Genomic DNA, 18,141 nt, shown 5'->3' with positions numbered 1-18,141 from the left:
TATCGTACACAATCTTCGTATGGCATCATCGATTTAAAAAGTTTTAAAATAACTTGACGTAAGTAAATTATTAATATATAGTAGGTTACATAAAGTAATCAATTACTTTTCGTAACTATTTTTAACTAGAAGTACGAAAGAAGTAACTACAAATGTTTATCCCTTAAATTTTTGGGGAACATATTTAATGTAGTTACTTCATATTTTAACATATATCTCGAAATCGAGATAAAAATAATTTTATTGGAGGAATTTAAAATGGCAAAATGGAATATTGATTTAGGACACTCAGCAATTAACTTTCAAGTAAAGCATATGATGGTATCAAAAGTAAAAGGTGTATTCGATACTTATTCAGCAAATATTGAAGCGGCAGATCTTGCAGATTTAACAACAGCAAACATTAGCTTTACAATTGATGCAGCTAGCATTAACACACGTAGTGAAGATCGTGATAATCACTTAAAAGCAGAAGATTTCTTCGATGCTGAAAAATATCCAACAATCACATTCAAATCAACAAACATTACAAAAAAATCGGATGATGAATATGCGATTACAGGTGATTTAACAATTAAAGACGTAACGAAATCAGTAACATTTGATACTGAATTTAATGGGAAAGGTACAAATCCATGGGGCCAAGAAGTTTATGGCTTTGAATCTGCAACAACAATCAATCGTGAAGAATTTGGCTTAACTTGGAATGCGGCATTAGAAACTGGCGGTGTTCTAGTTGGTAAAGACATCAAAATTACAGTTGAACTGGAAGTAAACCCAGCTTGATTTTGTAAAATGTGCTCGATACATATCGGGCACATTTTTTTGGTTCATCACCAAAAGTTGTGGATGACTTTTGTTAAAACGTCTACTATGTAAATAAGTTGATCTTCGTTACGGCTAGGCGACTCCTTGGGGATTAGCAATAGAGGAACGAAGGCTAAAAGCATCACATCCTGTGATAACGCCTTCGTGACCAACATCGTGTTGGCCCGAGACCCTGCAGCGAAGCGGCTCATCGGACGCCCCCAGGAAGCTCTGCTCTGCGCGAAAGCGAAGCGTCAGCGGCAAAGCGCCCAGCTGGAACGGAAATCAACCACACGTTTTGGTGATGATCCATTTTTTGCATGATAAATGTTTCCAAAAAACAACACAATGAATATGTTACTTGCATAATTTTAGTAATTACTGCATATAAAACATCATATTGTTTTTGGGGGCGATGGGATGAATGTATTAGTGACAGGTGGATATGGTTTTATTGGTAGTGCAGTGGCAAGGCGTTTTTTTAAAGAAGGTGCAAATGTTTATATTATTGATAATTTAAGTACAGGCCATTTACGTAATGTCGACTTTGAGCATAAATCTTATCTTTTGAATGTGGAAGATGAAGTTTGTGAGCATCTCTTTAAAGAAACATCATTTGATGTGGTCATCCATTGTGCAGCGCAAACGAGTGTTCAAAAATCGATCCAAGAGCCAGTGAAGGATGTTTTATCGAATATTGTAGGGCTTAGTCAGATGCTCTTCTTATCGTCAAAATATAAGGTAAAGCATTTCGTTTTTGCCTCGTCGGCAGCTGTTTATGGAGATAGTCACTATCCTCCAATAGAAGAAACAGATGTTAGTGAACCGATTTCGATGTATGGATTAAACAAAAGTATTGGTGAGACATATTGCGAGAAATGGCAAAAAGATTACCGTTTACCAACATTAATTTATAGATTTGCTAATGTATTCGGTCCAGGACAACGAATGCAGGGCGAAGCGGCAGTTATTCCATGCATGCTAAGAAGCAGTATAGAAGGAAAGCCCTTTACAATTTATGGAGAGGGAGAGCAAACACGAGATTTCATATTTGTAGAGGACATTGCGGATGCTATTTATGCCGGTGTACAGGCTAGACTACAAGGCACTTATAATGTATCAACGAATGAGGCATGGTCGATTCATCAAGTCATTTTATTATTGCAGCATTTAAATCATCCTTTAGAAATTCAATATGCTCCTGCGAGAGAGGGAGATATTGAGCATTCGTTTTTAAATAATGAAAAGTTAGCGAAGGCAATTGGATGGAGGCCAAAAATTTCTTTTGCGGAAGGTATAGAGCGTACATTGCAAGCGTTACAAGATGAAAAGATAGTAGAAATTTAATTAGAAGAGTCATTTTTATTCATTCAACGCCAAGGAAGCTAGGAACCTTGGCGTTGAGTTTTTATTTACATAACGGAAACTGTATTTAAAATTTCTTGAAGCGCTTGTTTTACCTGTTAGACTAATAGTTACAGGATAGAGCGCGCTAAGTAATACTAACACACAGTAATAATTCAAAGGTTAGGACTGTTAATTTTCTGAATAAACGAATAACATTAAGCTCGTTTACAAATCTATAAAAATAGATATAATGAATTTTATGGAACCTTCACAAATCTATAAAGCATTATCAAACGATACAAGACGTCAAATATTATTATGGTTAAAGAATCCAGAGGAATTTTTTGATGAAAAACTTTATTTACAACAAGGGATTAGTTTTCAAGTTGGAGTATGTGTAAGAGATATTCAATTAAAAGCAGGACTGGCTCAATCGGTTATTTCTAATTATTTATTAACTATGCAACAAGCTGGATTATTACAATCCGAACGTATTGGAAAGTGGACTTATTATCGTAGGAATGAGAAAACTATACAAGAATTTCGAGAGTACGTTCAAAAAGAATTATAAAGTGAAGCTTTAATCAGTTGGGGGTTTTCTTTATCCTCACTGATTATTAGTCTTCATCAATTGGGCTCTTACGGGTAGTTAATCTTCGACCTAACTTCCTTTGCATACGCTGAATTTTGAGGTCGGGTATTGTACCTGACGCTTCGCTTTCGTTACAGATGAATTCTGCCAGTTAATGCGGGATAAATAGAAAGGAGGATCTATTTTTTTGGTTCAACATATCTAATTATACATATATATAGAATTATATATTTGAGGAAATGTGATTTCTCACCTATCAATTTTTGTAACAATGCTCAACTATTTTTTATTAAATCTATTTAAGATTGGAGATTTTTATTAATGCGAAAAGTAAACCCTTTATTTATTTTTATACTAGCAATAGGTGTATTTGGAATTATTACAACTGAAATGAGTATTGTCGGAGTATTACCACAAATAGCTCAAAAATTTGAGGTTTCAACCGCACAAGCAGGTTTGTTAGTGAGTATATTTGCTCTAGTTGTTGCCATCTCTGGACCATTTTTAATATTACTTGTGTCTGGGATTAATCGTAAGCTACTTTTATTAACAACAATATTAATATTTGCTATTTCTAATGTTTTTTATGCTTATACGACACATTTTGAAGTTATGCTTATTTTTCGTATCATACCAGCGGCACTTCACCCTCTATTCTTTTCAATAGCTCTTGTAACTGCAGCTAATCTTGTTCCTCCAGAAAAAAGTAGTCAAGCAGTTACCAAAGTTTTCATGGGAATTACGGTCGGCTTTGCTTTAGGTGTACCATTAACTTCTTATCTGGCAGAACAGTTTTCATTAGAAATAGCTTTCTTGTTTGGAGCGATCGTAAATGCTGTAGCATTTATAGGAATTTTAATTTTGCTACCTTCTATGCCAGTTAAAGAAAAAATGTCTTTTGGCAAGCAAGTCGGTATATTACGAAAAATAGAATTATGGTTAAATATGGGGACTGTTGTGTTTATTTTTGCAGCCATGTTTTCGGTATACAGTTATTTTGCTGAATACCTTTCAAAAGTCACTCACATGAATGGATCCTTGATTAGTATTATGTTGCTAATATTTGGTGTAATTATGATTTTAGGTAATTCTTTATTTGGAGTTCTTTTACAAAGAAATATGTTGAAAACTGTAATATCATTTCCGGTACTATATATATTTGTTTACTTATTCGTTTATTATTTAGGTTCTTATTTCGTTCCAATGATTTTTATAGTATTCATTTGGGGAATGGTACATTCTGGCGGTTTAATTGTTAGTCAGGCATGGTTAATAAGTGAAGCTAAAGAAGCCCCTGAATTTGGTAATAGTCTATTTGTTTCATTTTCAAATCTTGGAATTACTTTTGGAACATCTTTTGGCGGTTGGTTTATTTCTCAATTAGGAATTCATCAACTTATTTGGAGCGGCATTATTTTTTCATTACTTTCTTTTTTGTTGATATTAATAAAAATAAAACTCTTCAACTCTAGTATTCCATCGCCATCAAATTAAAATAACTGTGAGACCCATTACGGAGCGAATAGAGGGACTGCTAAGAACTTCACATAAACGCCTAAGTGATCAACATCGTGCTGTTGTTGTTGCTGACGCTTCGCTTTCGCACAGTTAAAACCGTGTTGCTGACGCTTCGCTTTCGCACAGTTAAAACCGTGTTGCTGACGCTTCGCTTTCGCACAGACAAAACCGTTTGCTACTACGTTTCACTACGCTTTCGCGCAAAAAACATTTGTTGGCCTAAAGCCTCCGGACGATTACGCCAAGGCGAAATGGATGCTGCATTTAATTAGTATTATTCTGAGTAATATGTCTTTTATCGCGACTATAGTATAATAATTGTTTAAAGGAATGTTGCGGAATTGAACGGGGGCTTACAAATATGCTAGTAGATTTTAGAGTGAAAAATTGCCTGAGTTATAAAGATGAAACACTATTTTCAATGGTAGCGGGAAGCCGTATTCGTAAATTAAAGGACACACATACGATGAAATTTGATTCGTTTCGCCTTGTGAAAAGTGCCTTTATTTTCGGACCAAATGGCAGTGGAAAATCGAACTTATTCACGGCTATTAAAATTTTACGTTCTTTATTGTTTAACTTTGAAAATCTTAATAATGTTAAACAACTACGCTTGCCCTACCAGCCGTTTAAGCTAGGAGGTCAGCAAGAGAAACCGACAGAATTTATGATTTCATTATTCCTAGATGGGGTACTGTACGATTATGAGGTACAATATAATGCCTCACAGGTACTTTATGAAGGCCTAACTAAAACGACAAAATCCTTGAAAGAGCAGCTCTTTAATAGACAATGGGATGGAACAGAATATTTGTATGAATCTGCTGAAAGCACAGCGTTAGAACTGACAAAATATACGCGTAATAATACAGCGTTCTTATCAGTATTAAATGTCTTTAATGACCCAGATGCTACGAAAATATTTGATTGGTTTTTACATAAAATACTGTTTTTAGATGAAGCAAATCGGTTATCAAGTCATCCACTTATTCGTAAACTTGAAGAGGAGTCCTTTAAAAAAGAAGTGATGAAGTTACTAAAGATTGCAGATTTTTCTATTCAAGATGTGACGGCAAGACGCGTTGAGCGTAGAGAGAAAAATACGATTGGCTATGATTTTGACACGCCAGAGGTTATTCAAGAAGTGGATATCGATTTGCACTATTTATCGTTCGATGAAGCAGGTGCGCCGATTGGGACAAAGACAATTAATTGGACGATGGATTCAAAGGGTACAGTCCGTATGCTGCATTTAGCATGTGTCATTGTAGATGCATACAATAAGGGGAAGACTATTTTTATAGATGAATTTGATACCGCATTTCATGTGTCCATCTGCGAATTTTTAATGGCCATTATGAACAGCAAGCGTAACGTTACGAATCAATTTGTTGTCACAAGTCATGAAATAGATTTATTAGATCAGCCACTACGTTCCGATCAAATATGGTTTGTGAATAAAAGCTTTAAAAATGAATCCGAGTTATACTCCTTATTTGATTTTGCAGATTTGCAGAAGAAACGTGGAGATATTTCCTATGCCAAGCGTTACTTAAAAGGAGAATTTGGAGCTACACCGGTTATTAATGAATATTTATCCAACCAATATTTAAAAGAAGTGGAGGTATTCGAGCAGTGAGAGTACGTCAACAAGGGAATCGAACACTGCGTAAAACTATTTTAATTTATTGTGAAGGTGAAACCGAACGCATTTATTTTGAGCAACTGCGTATTTTAAAGCGCTCCAAAATGGTAAGCGTCAAAATAAAAAACGTTAAGCGTTCGGCTATTAAGCTTGCCCAGCATGCCTATCGAGATTCAAGCTACCAATATTTTGATGAGGTTTGGATTGTTTTTGATAAGGATGATTTAACTGAAAAGCAATTAGATGAAGTAAATGCCTTTTGTGAGGAGCATAATATTCATATTGCCTATTCAAATGAAGCGTTCGAATTATGGCTACTGTTGCATTTTGAAGAGGTCGATATGTCTGAAAAGTATCCTCGTGCAGTATTAAATGACAAGATGGAGCAGCATCTTGGAATAACACGTTATTTTCGTCATAAAGCGGATGAGTCAGTCATTGCACCTATCGCACTTCGACATGAGGTTGCTATTAAAAATTGCACAGATATGATGGCCCTTCGCAAGACGGAAAGTCGTGACAATCCTTATTGCAACATACATGAAATGATACAATACATATTTTAACTTCTTTCAGCGGGTGTCCATAAACCCGCTGTTTTTACATCTCATCACAAAAGGGGGGAATAACAATTATTAAAAGTATGACATATATTAAGTTGATCTTCGTTACGACTGGGCGACTCCTTTCAATGCGACGATGACAACTATGATTTATTTATCCACCATTCAAAAATGTAGATAAATAAATTTTTTGTATTGGGGAATAAATAACACCAGAAGCCATGACAATTGAACAGTACATATGAACGTCCTAAACCTATAAACAACTTGCCTTTTCTTTCTAAACACATTACAATGAAATTAAGTTAATATAAGGTTTGAGCGATTGAGAGACCATTAAAAACATATGTACATTGCGTACATGTGCTTTTAATGGTCTCTTTTTTTTCGTTCTTAAATTAAGGAGGAATTTTATTATGAGTACGGCTTCAGCAATACAACGTCAACAAACGATTGAAGAATTACAAAGTAAAGAATACGATTTATTGGTGATCGGTGGCGGTATTACAGGTTGTGGTATCGCACTTGATGCAATTGCTCGTGGACTATCTGTAGCGTTAGTTGAAATGCAAGACTTCGCCGCTGGGACTTCTAGTCGTTCGACAAAATTAGTGCACGGTGGACTTCGTTATTTAAAACAATTTGAAATAAAAGAGGTTGCAGAATTAGGGAAAGAGCGTGCGATCGTTTATGAAAATGGACCACATGTAACAACGCCGGTTTGGATGTTACTTCCATTCCATAAAGGAGGCACATTCGGTAAATTCTCAACGAATGTTGGCTTACGTGTCTATGATTTTTTAGCAGGGGTTAAACGTTCTGAGCGTCGATATATGTTAAATCCTGCAAAAACAATGGAAAAAGAACCTTTGGTCAAAGCTGAGGAATTACGTGGCGGTGGTGTATATGTAGAATATCGTACAGATGATGCACGTCTGACAGTCGAAGTTGCCAAAGCTGCCATCGACAAAGGCGCTACACTCATTAACTATACAAAGGCAGAAAACTTTTTATACAATGACCAAAAGAAAATTAATGGCATCGTAGCACAAGATTTAATTGCCCATAACGCATTTAATATTCGTGCCAAAAAAGTAGTAAATGCTGCAGGTCCATGGGTAGATGAAGTTCGTACTATCGAAGGAAAACAAAATGGTAAGCACTTAATTTTATCAAAAGGTGTGCATATCGTTTTTGATGAATCTAAATTCCCACTACGTCAAGCTGTCTATTTTGATACACCTGATGGTCGTATGGTGTTTGCGATTCCTCGAAATGGGAAAACGTATGTTGGAACGACAGATACATTTTACGAAGGCGATGCGCGTGAAATGAATATCCATCAAGAAGATCGTGATTATATTATGAAGGCTATTCATTACATGTTCCCAAAAGTTAAAGTCACTGATGCAGATATCGAATCAAGCTGGGCAGGTGTTCGTCCATTAATTCATGAGGAAGGTAAAAATCCATCTGAAATATCTCGTAAGGATGAAGTATGGGAATCTCCTTCAGGTCTTGTGACAATCGCTGGTGGTAAATTAACAGGGTATCGTAAAATGGCTGAAACAGTTTTAAATAAGATTGCACAAGATTTAGAGCAACGCTTTGGTATTACATCAAAACCATGTCATACAAAGAATATTCAAATATCTGGTGGAGATGTTGGGGGCTCCCAAAACTTAGATGCCTTCGTGTCAAAACGAACAAAAATGGGTGTCGATATCGGATTATCGGAAGAGGAAGCAAAACATTTAGCACATCATTACGGTTCTAATGTGGACACTGTTTTTGAATATGCTAAAGAAAAGCATCCTGTTTTACCGCAAGGGCTATATGCTCAGCTACTGTATGGTATTCATCATGAAATGGCTGTTCATCCAAATGATTTTATGATTCGTCGTACAGCATATATGTTCTTTAACATCGCCCTTGTCATACAGTATAAAGATGCGATATTAGATGAAATGGCAAAACAATTACAGTGGTCTCCTGAACAACGTACACAATATGAAAAAGATTTAAATTTAGAAATAACAAGAGCTACAACTGCATTATAATAAAAACGAAGGTCGTCTTAAAGGCGACCTGACTTTTTTAAAAAAAGGGGAAATCAAATGAATTTCAATAATCAACAAATTATTCCCGCTGCACGAACAGTAAAGCAATTTGATGAAATATTAAATAGTCGATTCGAATACATTGTTCTATTAGAAGTGCATATTAGTTTGCTCATGTCAATAAAACGAGAGGCGGATCGGAACGGTAAAAAATTAATTATTCATGCAGATTTAATTCATGGCTTAAAAACGGATAACTTTGCAGCTGATTTTTTAAGCAATGATATCCGTCCGGCAGGAATAATTTCCACGCGTTCTAATATGTTAATAAAAGCAAAAGCTCGTGGGATTATTGCTATTCAGCGTGTCTTTTTAATTGATACGATCGCGCTTGAAAAAAGCTTTTCATTGATTGAATCAGCGAAGCCAGATTATATTGAATTATTACCAGGTATTATTCCTTCTATGATTTCAGAAGTGCATCAGCGTACGAAAATCCCTGTTATTACAGGTGGGCTAGTCCGCACTGCTGAAAGTATAGAGGAAGCGTTATCAGCTGGAGCAGTAGCGATTACGACATCCAATAAGAACTTGTGGGAAAATTTCCGAAAATCTTGTTGACTATGTATATTATTTTCTCTACAATGTACATAAGTTAAAAAGCGCGTGGTTAGGAAAAGGAACCCACATTTATTCATCTGCATTGAAACGTGCAGTTTGTTTAAGTGTGGGTTTATTTTTTTGCTAGGTGTACTATTACAAAGGGGGGCTTTTTGTATGTCAACATTTACAGCTGAACTTGTCGGCACGATGATTCTTATTTTATTCGGTGGTGGCGTTGTTGCAGGTGTATCACTGCACAAATCGAAAGGTTTTGGCGGTGGATGGGTAGTGATTACATTCGCTTGGGGTCTAGGTGTGGCTATGGCTGCATATGCTGTTGGTGGTATTAGTGGGGCTCATTTAAATCCTGCTTTAACAATCGCACTTGCTACAATCGGTAATTTCCCGTGGGAAGACGTACCTACTTACATTGCTGCACAATTGATTGGTGCATTTTTAGGTGGGGTACTCGTTTATTTTATGTATTTACCACATTGGAAGGGTACGAAAGATCCGGAAGCGAAACTGGCTGTATTTTCTACAATGCCTGCTATTAAACATCCATTATCAAATTTAATTTCAGAAATGATTGGTACATTTATACTTGTTTTAGGTATTCTAGCATTAGGAACAAATACAATTACGGATGGCTTAAATCCATTTCTAGTTGGTATGTTAATTGTAGTCATCGGGATGGCATTAGGAGGTCCTACTGGTTATGCAATTAACCCTGCGCGTGACTTAGGTCCACGTATTGCGCACTTTTTCTTACCAATCCCAGGTAAACGTGACTCAGGGTGGTCATATGCATGGATTCCAGTTGTAGGTCCAATTATCGGTGGTACATTTGGTGCTCTATTTTTCCAACAAGTTTTTGAGGGAGAAAATAGCATCGCCTTTTGGGTATTAGCTATTATCGTAGTAATTATTTTTATCAGTGCTCAAATGACAGTGAAAAATATTAAAAGTGAAGAGTAAATCAATTATGCCTCGGCATAATTAAGTCCGGAATCGGCATTGTGCCTGTTTGGACACCGTTGAAAAGCCGCATTCATCTCACTACCTACCTGAGGTGGGAGACTTCGGCTGAAAGAAATTAAAAGAATATTTGGAGGTATGTCCGATGTCAGAAAAAAAATATATTTTAGCTTTAGACCAAGGTACAACAAGCTCACGCGCTATTTTGTTTGATGAAAAAGGGAGCATTCTCCACGTTGCACAACAAGAATTTCCGCAATATTTCCCACAATCCGGATGGGTTGAACATCATGCAGAAGAAATTTGGTCATCTATTCTTTCTTGTATCGCCACAGTGCTTTCTGCAAAAAATATTGAATCAAACCAAATTGCTGGGATCGGTATTACAAACCAACGCGAAACAACTGTTGTTTGGGATAAACATTCAGGGAAACCAATTTATAATGCGATTGTCTGGCAATCACGCCAAACGAACGCTATTTGTGAGGAACTGAAAGAAAACGGTTACAATGACTTATTCCGTGATAAAACAGGTTTATTAATCGATGCCTACTTCTCAGGTACAAAAGTAAAATGGATTTTAGACAATGTTGAAGGTGCTCGTGAAAAAGCTGAAGCAGGAGATTTATTATTCGGTACAATTGATACTTGGTTAATTTGGAAATTAACAGGTGGTAAAGTCCATGTTACAGATTATTCAAATGCCTCTCGTACATTAATGTACAACATTTATGATTTAAAATGGGATGAAGAAATTTTAGACATTTTAGGCGTTCCTGCTTCTATGCTTCCTGAGGTTCGTCCTTCTTCAGAAGTGTATGGCTATACGGAGGAAGCTCTGTTCTTCGGCTCTGCTGTTCCAATTGCAGGGGCTGCAGGTGATCAACAAGCTGCACTATTCGGTCAGGCTTGTTTCGAAGAAGGTATGGTTAAAAACACTTACGGTACGGGCTGCTTCATGTTGATGAATACTGGTGAAAAGGCAGTGAAATCAGAGAATGGCTTATTAACTACGCTTGCATGGGGCTTAGATGGCAAAGTAACTTACGCTTTAGAAGGAAGCATTTTCGTAGCTGGTTCTGCGATTCAGTGGTTACGTGATGGCTTACGAATGTTCCGCTCTGCTTCAGAATCTGAGCAATATGCTGCACGTGTGGAGTCGAGTGAGGGTGTTTACGTAGTTCCTGCATTCGTTGGTCTAGGGACACCTTATTGGGATTCTGATGTACGAGGCGCAGTCTTCGGTTTAACGCGCGGTACTTCTAAAGAACATTTCGTACGTGCAACACTAGAATCATTAGCTTATCAAACAAAAGACGTGCTCGGCGCAATGGAAGTGGATGCCAATATTCCACTAACGAAATTACGTGTAGATGGTGGTGCTGTTGCCAACAACTTCTTAATGCAGTTCCAATCAGATTTATTAAATGTTCCTGTTGATCGTCCGGTCATTAACGAAACAACAGCTTTAGGTGCTGCGTATTTAGCAGGTTTAGCAGTTGGCTTCTGGAACTCAACAGATGAAATTAGTAAGTATTGGAATTTAGATCGTCAATTCACACCTAATATGGATGACTCTCATCGTGAAGAAATCTATGCAGGGTGGAAAAAAGCTGTGGCAGCTGCTCAAGCGTTTAAATAATAAAGATAGCTGAATAGTGATAAAAAAACCTTGATAGGCTGATTTGAAGCGGATCCAAGTTGTTAGACAAAATCTAACTGTGGGCCACTTCATTGGCCAATCAAGGTTTTGTTATAGGTAAAAAAATTACCGTATACAAAAGCATCCCTAAATAGGATTATATTTTAACTTATTTGGATCTACTACATAGAAAATATTGTTAATTGTTTCGGATGAAGAATTCCAGTCAAAACAAAAAACGCCTGTTATTTTTTCATTTTCAGTAACTACTATTCCATATTGATTATTTATTATAGCTGCAGTAGCACTTTTTCCAAAGAAAAACTTTTTTGCTATTCCTGAAATAAGTGCTAATACTCGCTCTTTACCTTCAATGATGTTTATTGCCGTTCTTACTTTACTTCCTCCATCAGCTGTAAAGAGAATATCATTAGATAACAAATGGGTTATTCCTTGAATATCCCCGTTGGATAATGCCCATATAAATTGTTCTATATACGTTTTCTGAAGATTAACAGTCAAATCTTTTTCGCTTTTTCTTCCCATTTTAATTTGTGCTCTACTTAATATCTTACGGCTATTAACAGTCGTTGTATTAAGAACATCGGCAATCTCACTATGCTTTAGCCCTAGAGCATTTCTTAATACGTATGCTATCCTCTCTTTAGGTAAAAGGTTTTCCATAAGAACCATATATGAATAGCTTAATTGATCTGACTGGATTAGATTCTCAAGAGGCTCACTATTGTATGCCTGTAGTATAGGTTCGGGTAACCATGTACCTATATAAGTTTCTTTCTTTTTTCTACTTGATTTTAGCTCATTCATACAGCGGTTAACGATCATTTTATTTATATAAGCTTTTAAATTAGTAATTTCATTCTCAATCTTTTCATGTTCTTTTAATTTCAAAAAAGTATCTTGAACAATATCTTCAGCATCTGTCATTGAACCAAGTAAATAGTATGCTATGGATAAACAATAATTCTTATATTCTTTATATAAGTCTTCTATATTCAAATCATTGATCAACCCTTCCATTTCTAATATTATGCATATCATAATCCGTGGAATAATCTACATACATTTTATTTTTTATCTATCATTTCTCTACAAAAGTAATGAATGTCATAAGTTTATTTATAATCCGTGGAAAAATGTATGCACAAACTATAGCACACAAAAATGCTTCTCCCCACATTGGTAGCCAATGAATTAAAAATGTATGGCTATATCCTAAGTTTATAGAAACAAGGATAAACGATATGAAACAAGAATTAAAAAGTCCAATTAGAACAGTGTAAATAAAAGACTGATAAATTTTATTTATTTTCATAAATTTAACCTTCTTATATTGAAGTTCATTTTATTATTAATAAGGATGCAATAATTTAAATCCTTTTGTCCAAGAAGGGTAAATAGGTTCCCAGCCATATTGTTTCTTTGCTTTTTCATTTGATGCTCCTCGTTCCCAAGAATTATATATATCATTTATCGGAGGGAGGGGGGCCCCAATAACTTCAGCAAAATAGGGAAGCCAAATAGAACTTTTTGCAGGTTCATCATCTACAATGTTTACAGAACCTGACTGCCAATTTAAAGCTAATACAGCTGCTTTTGCTGCGTCTTTTACGTGGATAAAGGATGTCACCCCATTTGTTGCGTGTAGTTCCTGACTCTGTAATTGTTTAGCAATTAAACCGTTACCCGAAAGCCAAGTTCCAGGACCATATAACATACCATAGCGAAGGATAACGAAGTCAGGCATTTCTTTTACCTTTTCCTCTAATGGAATAACACCATCAATTGTTTTTTTGCGAGGTAATGAGGCTTTAGTATCTAAAGGTGTTTCTTCTGTAGCTAGCGTATCCCCAGGCTCATAAGCCCATGAAATACTTTGTGCAATTATCTTTTTTACTCCAACGTGATTAGCTGCATCAACAAGGTTTCTTGTTCCTTCTATTCTTATTTTCGAATTATCATTAATATCGCCACTACTTAGTGCGGTAAGTTGATGCATGACAACATCAGGCTGAGTTTCAATTAAGGCTGCAAAAACACTATCTCGATCAAGCGCATCTGCAATGACTGGTTTTACTCCCATCTCTTGCAATGTTTTAACATGTTTTTCTGATCGAATCATCCCGATTACTTCATGCGCCTCTTCTAGTAACATCGGAATCACCATTTTTCCAATTACACCGGTAGCACCAGCAAGTATTATCTTCATAAATAAACCTCCTAATGATCATAAATACGAGATTAATATCTCTAAAAACTAAGACAATTAGGGATTAGAAAGTGTGACACTTTAAAAGAAATTATAAAATAGTTATGTACAATATAAGCGGATTGGATCCTTATATTATTTTTCATGTGTTATGCATAGCTATAGAGGTAGCACCTGAGCTAAAGGGACAGAATAGTTATTTTGTCGTAACTCAAGAAATAATTGAGAAAGATCTTCTATAGCAACGCCTTGAAGCATGTTTATTCCAGACAATCATATAGTGTATATTGAGAATTATGAGTATTGGAATGAAAGGGGATTGCGTGGATAAATCTAAGTCGAATCAGGGCAAAAATATAGACGAGAGTGCGAAGGATCAGCAGCTAGAGCCGTTTCGTGTCGATAATGAAGGGAAAAAGATGACGACGAATCAGGGGTTAAAAGTTTCGAATGATGAGAATTCGTTGAAGGCTGGCGTTCGTGGGCCAACCATTATGGAGGATTTTCACTTTCGAGAAAAAATGACGCATTTTGATCATGAACGTATTCCAGAGCGTGTTGTCCATGCGAGGGGCTTTGCAGCACATGGAGAATTTGAGCTGTATGAATCGATGAGGGAATATACTAAAGCAAGATTTTTACAGGACCCTAATAAGAAAACACCTGTATTTGTCAGATTCTCAACCGTAGTTGGAAGCTTAGGATCGATGGATACTGCACGTGATGTTCGTGGTTTTGCGACGAAGTTTTACACGGATGAAGGCAATTATGATTTAGTTGGTAATAATATACCGGTCTTTTTTATTCAGGATGCCATTAAGTTTCCTGATTTAATTCATGCAGTAAAGCCTGAGCCTCATAATGAAATGCCACAAGCAGCCTCGGCACACGATACATTTTGGGATTTTGTGGCGAACAATCAGGAAATTGCGCATATGATTATGTGGCATATGTCGGATCGAGCAATACCTAGAAGTTTTCGAATGATGGAAGGATTCGGTGTTCATACTTTCCGTTTCGTCAATGATAAAGGAAAGTCGAGATTTGTGAAATTTCATTGGAAGCCTGTGTTAGGTGTCCATTCACTCGTTTGGGATGAAGCGCAAATTATCGGTGGAAAGGATTCGGATTTCCAGCGGCGTGATTTGTGGGAATCAATTGAAATTGGTGATTTTCCTGAATATGAGCTTGGTATACAGATGCTTGAGCCAGAGGATGAATTTAAATTTGATTTTGATATTTTAGATGCAACAAAGCTTTGGCCAGAAGAGATAGTGCCAGTTAAAAAGATTGGAAAAATGACCTTGAATCGTAATGTAGATAATGTTTTCGCGGAAACAGAGCAAGTCGCGTTCCATCCAGGAAACGTTGTGCCAGGCATAGATTTTACAAACGATCCACTTTTGCAGGGCCGGCTGTTTTCTTATTTAGATACACAGCTAATACGTCTAGGGGGACCAAACTTTTCAGAAATACCGATTAACCGACCCGTTTGTCCAATTCATAATAATCAGCGCAATGGCTTTAGTCGACAAACTATTAATATAGGAAAAGTGAGCTATCATAAAAATTCCTTGGCCAATAATTCACCGTCAACATCAACGGCAAGAGAAGGTGGCTTTGTCCATTATGAAGAAAAGGTTGAAGGACGTATCACACGAGCACGTAGTAAATCGTTTGATGATCATTTCTCACAGGCAAGGCTGTTTTGGAATAGTATGTCACCTCCTGAAAAACAACATATCATTGATGCCTTTAGTTTTGAGGTAGGGAAGGTGAAAAGTAAGTCCGTTCGCCAACAAGTAGTCGATATGTTTGTCCGTGTTGATAAAGCAATGGCAACGACTGTGGCCGATAATATTGGTGTTAATCGTCCAAAAGGAGAGCAGGTAAATGTCACGTTATCTTCACCTGCACTTAGTCAGGCTAATACAATAAAAATGCCACAAACACTTAAAGTAGGCGTGCTACTAGGTGATGGGTTTGATGCAAATGAAGTTGGAGAAATACTGAAGTATTTAACAAGACAGGGTGTGCGATACAGTATTATTTCCGACAGATTAGGGGTTGTAACTAGTAGTGATGGCGTTCAGTTAACAGCAAGTGACACGTTTATAACTACAGATGCGGTACTATTTGATTCGTTATATGTTGTAGGCGTAAGAGCAAAAAATCAGGCCAAGTTTAATTCTCATATTGTCAATTATATCAATGAAGCATATAGACATTACAAACCAATTGGTATTGCTACATCTGGAACGACATTTTTTAATATGTCCAATGCCAATGTAGGGCCAGGTATTGTGTTGGCCACTGGCGACAAAGACTTCGCTAAAAAATTTGTCAACGCCATAGCTCAACAACGTTTTTGGGAAAGGAATATTTATTAACTAACGTTATTTTGCTCGCGGGCATATGCGAATACCCGCGGAAGCAGAGAGAATACCCGTGGAAGCAGAGGAAATATTCGCGAAAGCACATGGAATACTGTGATATGAATACTTATAAATTAAAATCTCTCATTGTTCTATTAAGAATAATGAGAGATTTTTTTGCTTTTTGTACGTTAAATTCAATTGTTGCGGATGGTTTATACTCTGTTTTATGTTCATTCGGGTTTTCTGTGTAAAAGTCATCGCTCCCTTTTACGATATAATGTCCTTTTATTTTACCGTAGCTGACGATGAAGCAGACGAAATGTTACTAAATTTACTGTAACATTTATGGCATTGCATTCAAATTTTGTAAATGCTATGGTGGTAAATGAGGTGATTTTTCGTGGAAAAATTTGATATTGCAATTATTGGTGCAGGCCCTGGGGGCTATGTAGCAGCTATTCATGCAGCAAAAAGTGGCAAGAAGGTCGCTTTAGTAGAGCGCGATAAAGTAGGGGGGGCCTGCTATAATGTTGGCTGTATTCCTTCGAAAATTTTGTTGGAGCATAGTAAGCTCATTCAAGAAATAAACCGTGGTAATGACTGGGGTATTGAAACCCCTACAATAAATGTGAATTTTCCACGATTGATGAAACGTAAGGATGCTATTATTGACGAACTTTTAACGAATATTGAGGGTTATATTTTGAGCAATCACATTACCTTTTATCGAGGAGAAGCGGCAGTATCTAATGACTTGACTGTAACAGTTGATAATGAGGCGTTCACAGCAACGGATGTTATTTTAGCAACCGGAAGTAAACCATTTGTACCACCATTTGAAGGTTTAGAAACGACTTCCTATTATACAACGGATACATTTTTTGATCTTGAAGAACTGCCAAAGCAATTAACAATTATCGGTGGTGGTGTTATTGCAGTCGAGATGGCATTTAGCCTAGCACCACTTGGAACAAAGGTGACGATGCTAAATCATAGTGAAGATATTTTACAGACGGAAGAGTCAGATGCGCGACCACTTATTCGTGAACAGATGAAAAAGCTTGGTATTGAGCTTGTGACGGATTTCCAATTTGAGCATTTTAATGGCAATGAGATTCATACCTCTAAAGGAATTTATACATATGAAAATCTTTTGTTTGCAACAGGTCGACGCCCAAATACAGAAATAGCTCAGCAGCTTGGTCTAGCATTCGATGGTCGGTTGATTGCTGTCAATGAGCATCTTGAAACGAGTCAGCCACATATTTATGCGATTGGTGACTTAGTTGGAGGTTACCAGCTAGCTCATTCAGCGAGTGCAGAGGGAATTCATGTTGTGGACCATATCTTAGGAAATAAGCCGGCACTGATTGATCAAACTTCGATTCCTCGCTGTGTTTATACACATCCTGAAATTGCGACTTTTGGTTTACTGGAAGAGCAGGTGGAAGAACCTTATACGGTTACTCAAATGCCTTTACATACAAACCCTAAGGCATTAATGGAAGGAAATACAGTGGGCTTTATAAAGCTTATTGCGACGAAAGAGGAAGGATGTATTTTAGGGGCTTGTGTCGTTGCCGATGGGGCAACAGAAATGTTAAATGCTATTTTAGCTACTAAAAATGCTGGTGGCACTGCCCAAACTCTCGCAAATATGATTTTCCCACATCCTACAGTATCAGAGCATATAGGGGATGCTGCCAAAGCTATTTTTGATAGAGCCATTCATCAATAAAGATCTCGAAAACTACATTCATCAGCGGAAGGCTATTCTT

General features: G+C 36.8%; 15 protein-coding genes. 12 read left to right on the top strand and 3 right to left on the bottom strand.

The genetic code is table 11. The features are described 5' to 3' along the window. Positions 1-258 precede the first annotated feature (258 nt). The 10 genes from ACQKMI_RS14915 to glpK all read left to right on the top strand — a co-directional run bounded on the left by ACQKMI_RS14915 (position 259) and on the right by glpK (position 11,755). Positions 259-786, top strand: a complete 528-nt coding sequence (locus ACQKMI_RS14915; RefSeq protein WP_427490186.1) for a YceI family protein — start codon at positions 259-261, stop codon at positions 784-786. Positions 787-1,227: 441 nt separating this feature from the next. Continuing rightward, a complete protein-coding gene (locus ACQKMI_RS14910; protein WP_427490184.1) occupies positions 1,228-2,154 on the top strand; it encodes an NAD-dependent epimerase/dehydratase family protein in 927 nt (308 codons plus the stop codon). A 259-nt stretch (positions 2,155-2,413) separates the two neighbouring features. Next, positions 2,414-2,725, top strand: a complete 312-nt coding sequence (locus tag ACQKMI_RS14905; protein ID WP_387079579.1) for an ArsR/SmtB family transcription factor — start codon at positions 2,414-2,416, stop codon at positions 2,723-2,725. A 342-nt stretch (positions 2,726-3,067) separates the two neighbouring features. Continuing rightward, a complete protein-coding gene (locus ACQKMI_RS14900; protein ID WP_427490182.1) occupies positions 3,068-4,240 on the top strand; it encodes an MFS transporter in 1,173 nt (390 codons plus the stop codon). 385 nt (positions 4,241-4,625) lie between these two features. Then, positions 4,626-5,903 (top strand): AAA family ATPase, encoded by a 1,278-nt coding sequence (locus ACQKMI_RS14895; RefSeq protein WP_427490180.1) that lies wholly within the window; start codon positions 4,626-4,628, stop codon positions 5,901-5,903. After that, the gene (locus ACQKMI_RS14890; protein ID WP_323645444.1) at positions 5,900-6,475 is read left to right on the top strand and encodes an RloB family protein; all 576 of its coding nucleotides are present in this window, start codon (positions 5,900-5,902) and stop codon (positions 6,473-6,475) included. Before ACQKMI_RS14895 ends, ACQKMI_RS14890 begins: the two co-directional genes overlap by 4 nt. A gap of 413 nt (positions 6,476-6,888) precedes the next feature. Further along, positions 6,889-8,532 carry a glycerol-3-phosphate dehydrogenase/oxidase gene (locus ACQKMI_RS14885; protein ID WP_427490178.1) on the top strand — a complete coding sequence of 548 codons (1,644 nt, stop codon included), beginning with the start codon at positions 6,889-6,891 and terminating at the stop codon, positions 8,530-8,532. Between the two features lie 57 nt (positions 8,533-8,589). After that, positions 8,590-9,153, top strand: a complete 564-nt coding sequence (locus tag ACQKMI_RS14880) for a glycerol-3-phosphate responsive antiterminator (RefSeq protein WP_427490176.1) — start codon at positions 8,590-8,592, stop codon at positions 9,151-9,153. A 156-nt stretch (positions 9,154-9,309) separates the two neighbouring features. Continuing rightward, positions 9,310-10,113, top strand: coding sequence for an MIP/aquaporin family protein (locus ACQKMI_RS14875; protein ID WP_427490174.1), 804 nt, complete (start codon positions 9,310-9,312; stop codon positions 10,111-10,113). Between the two features lie 145 nt (positions 10,114-10,258). After that, positions 10,259-11,755 carry a glycerol kinase GlpK gene (gene glpK / locus ACQKMI_RS14870; RefSeq protein ID WP_427490173.1) on the top strand — a complete coding sequence of 499 codons (1,497 nt, stop codon included), beginning with the start codon at positions 10,259-10,261 and terminating at the stop codon, positions 11,753-11,755. Positions 11,756-11,902: 147 nt separating this feature from the next. Here the strand turns inward: glpK and ACQKMI_RS14865 are convergent, their stop codons facing one another. The 3 genes from ACQKMI_RS14865 to ACQKMI_RS14855 form a co-directional block, all read right to left on the bottom strand. Then, positions 11,903-12,775 carry a sigma-70 family RNA polymerase sigma factor gene (locus ACQKMI_RS14865; RefSeq protein WP_427490171.1) on the bottom strand — a complete coding sequence of 291 codons (873 nt, stop codon included), beginning with the start codon at positions 12,773-12,775 and terminating at the stop codon, positions 11,903-11,905. Positions 12,776-12,857: 82 nt separating this feature from the next. Next, the gene (locus tag ACQKMI_RS14860; protein WP_427490169.1) at positions 12,858-13,091 is read right to left on the bottom strand and encodes a DUF2798 domain-containing protein; all 234 of its coding nucleotides are present in this window, start codon (positions 13,089-13,091) and stop codon (positions 12,858-12,860) included. 36 nt (positions 13,092-13,127) lie between these two features. Then, positions 13,128-13,985 carry an NAD-dependent epimerase/dehydratase family protein gene (locus tag ACQKMI_RS14855; RefSeq protein ID WP_427490167.1) on the bottom strand — a complete coding sequence of 286 codons (858 nt, stop codon included), beginning with the start codon at positions 13,983-13,985 and terminating at the stop codon, positions 13,128-13,130. 308 nt (positions 13,986-14,293) lie between these two features. Between ACQKMI_RS14855 and ACQKMI_RS14850 the strand changes: the two genes are divergently transcribed. Both ACQKMI_RS14850 and lpdA read left to right on the top strand, forming a co-directional pair. Continuing rightward, positions 14,294-16,375, top strand: coding sequence for a catalase (locus ACQKMI_RS14850; RefSeq protein WP_427490604.1), 2,082 nt, complete (start codon positions 14,294-14,296; stop codon positions 16,373-16,375). 388 nt (positions 16,376-16,763) lie between these two features. Next, on the top strand, positions 16,764-18,101 hold the full coding sequence (lpdA, locus tag ACQKMI_RS14845) for a dihydrolipoyl dehydrogenase (protein ID WP_427490165.1): 1,338 nt from the start codon (positions 16,764-16,766) through the stop codon (positions 18,099-18,101). Positions 18,102-18,141 lie beyond the last annotated feature (40 nt).

It is taken from the genome of Lysinibacillus sp. NPDC097214 (assembly GCF_050277945.1).
In the GTDB taxonomy this organism is placed as follows: Bacteria; Bacillota; Bacilli; order Bacillales_A; family Planococcaceae; genus Lysinibacillus; species Lysinibacillus xylanilyticus_B.
Note: the sequence above shows the minus strand (reverse complement) of the source record. Positions and strands in the feature narration are given on the sequence as shown.

Bases quoted from the DNA above. Each gene is read 5' to 3' on its own strand.
- ACQKMI_RS14895 (WP_427490180.1), top strand. From the start codon at position 4,626: ATGCTAGTAGATTTTAGAGTGAAAAATTGCCTGAGTTATAAAGATGAA.
- ACQKMI_RS14850 (WP_427490604.1), top strand. From the start codon at position 14,294: ATGAAAGGGGATTGCGTGGATAAATCTAAGTCGAATCAGGGCAAAAAT.
- ACQKMI_RS14915 (WP_427490186.1), top strand. From the start codon at position 259: ATGGCAAAATGGAATATTGATTTAGGACACTCAGCAATTAACTTTCAA.
- ACQKMI_RS14860 (WP_427490169.1), bottom strand. From the start codon at position 13,091: ATGAAAATAAATAAAATTTATCAGTCTTTTATTTACACTGTTCTAATT.
- ACQKMI_RS14900 (WP_427490182.1), top strand. From the start codon at position 3,068: ATGCGAAAAGTAAACCCTTTATTTATTTTTATACTAGCAATAGGTGTA.
- ACQKMI_RS14885 (WP_427490178.1), top strand. From the start codon at position 6,889: ATGAGTACGGCTTCAGCAATACAACGTCAACAAACGATTGAAGAATTA.
- ACQKMI_RS14855 (WP_427490167.1), bottom strand. From the start codon at position 13,985: ATGAAGATAATACTTGCTGGTGCTACCGGTGTAATTGGAAAAATGGTG.
- ACQKMI_RS14905 (WP_387079579.1), top strand. From the start codon at position 2,414: ATGGAACCTTCACAAATCTATAAAGCATTATCAAACGATACAAGACGT.
- glpK (WP_427490173.1), top strand. From the start codon at position 10,259: ATGTCAGAAAAAAAATATATTTTAGCTTTAGACCAAGGTACAACAAGC.
- ACQKMI_RS14875 (WP_427490174.1), top strand. From the start codon at position 9,310: ATGTCAACATTTACAGCTGAACTTGTCGGCACGATGATTCTTATTTTA.
- ACQKMI_RS14910 (WP_427490184.1), top strand. From the start codon at position 1,228: ATGAATGTATTAGTGACAGGTGGATATGGTTTTATTGGTAGTGCAGTG.
- ACQKMI_RS14880 (WP_427490176.1), top strand. From the start codon at position 8,590: ATGAATTTCAATAATCAACAAATTATTCCCGCTGCACGAACAGTAAAG.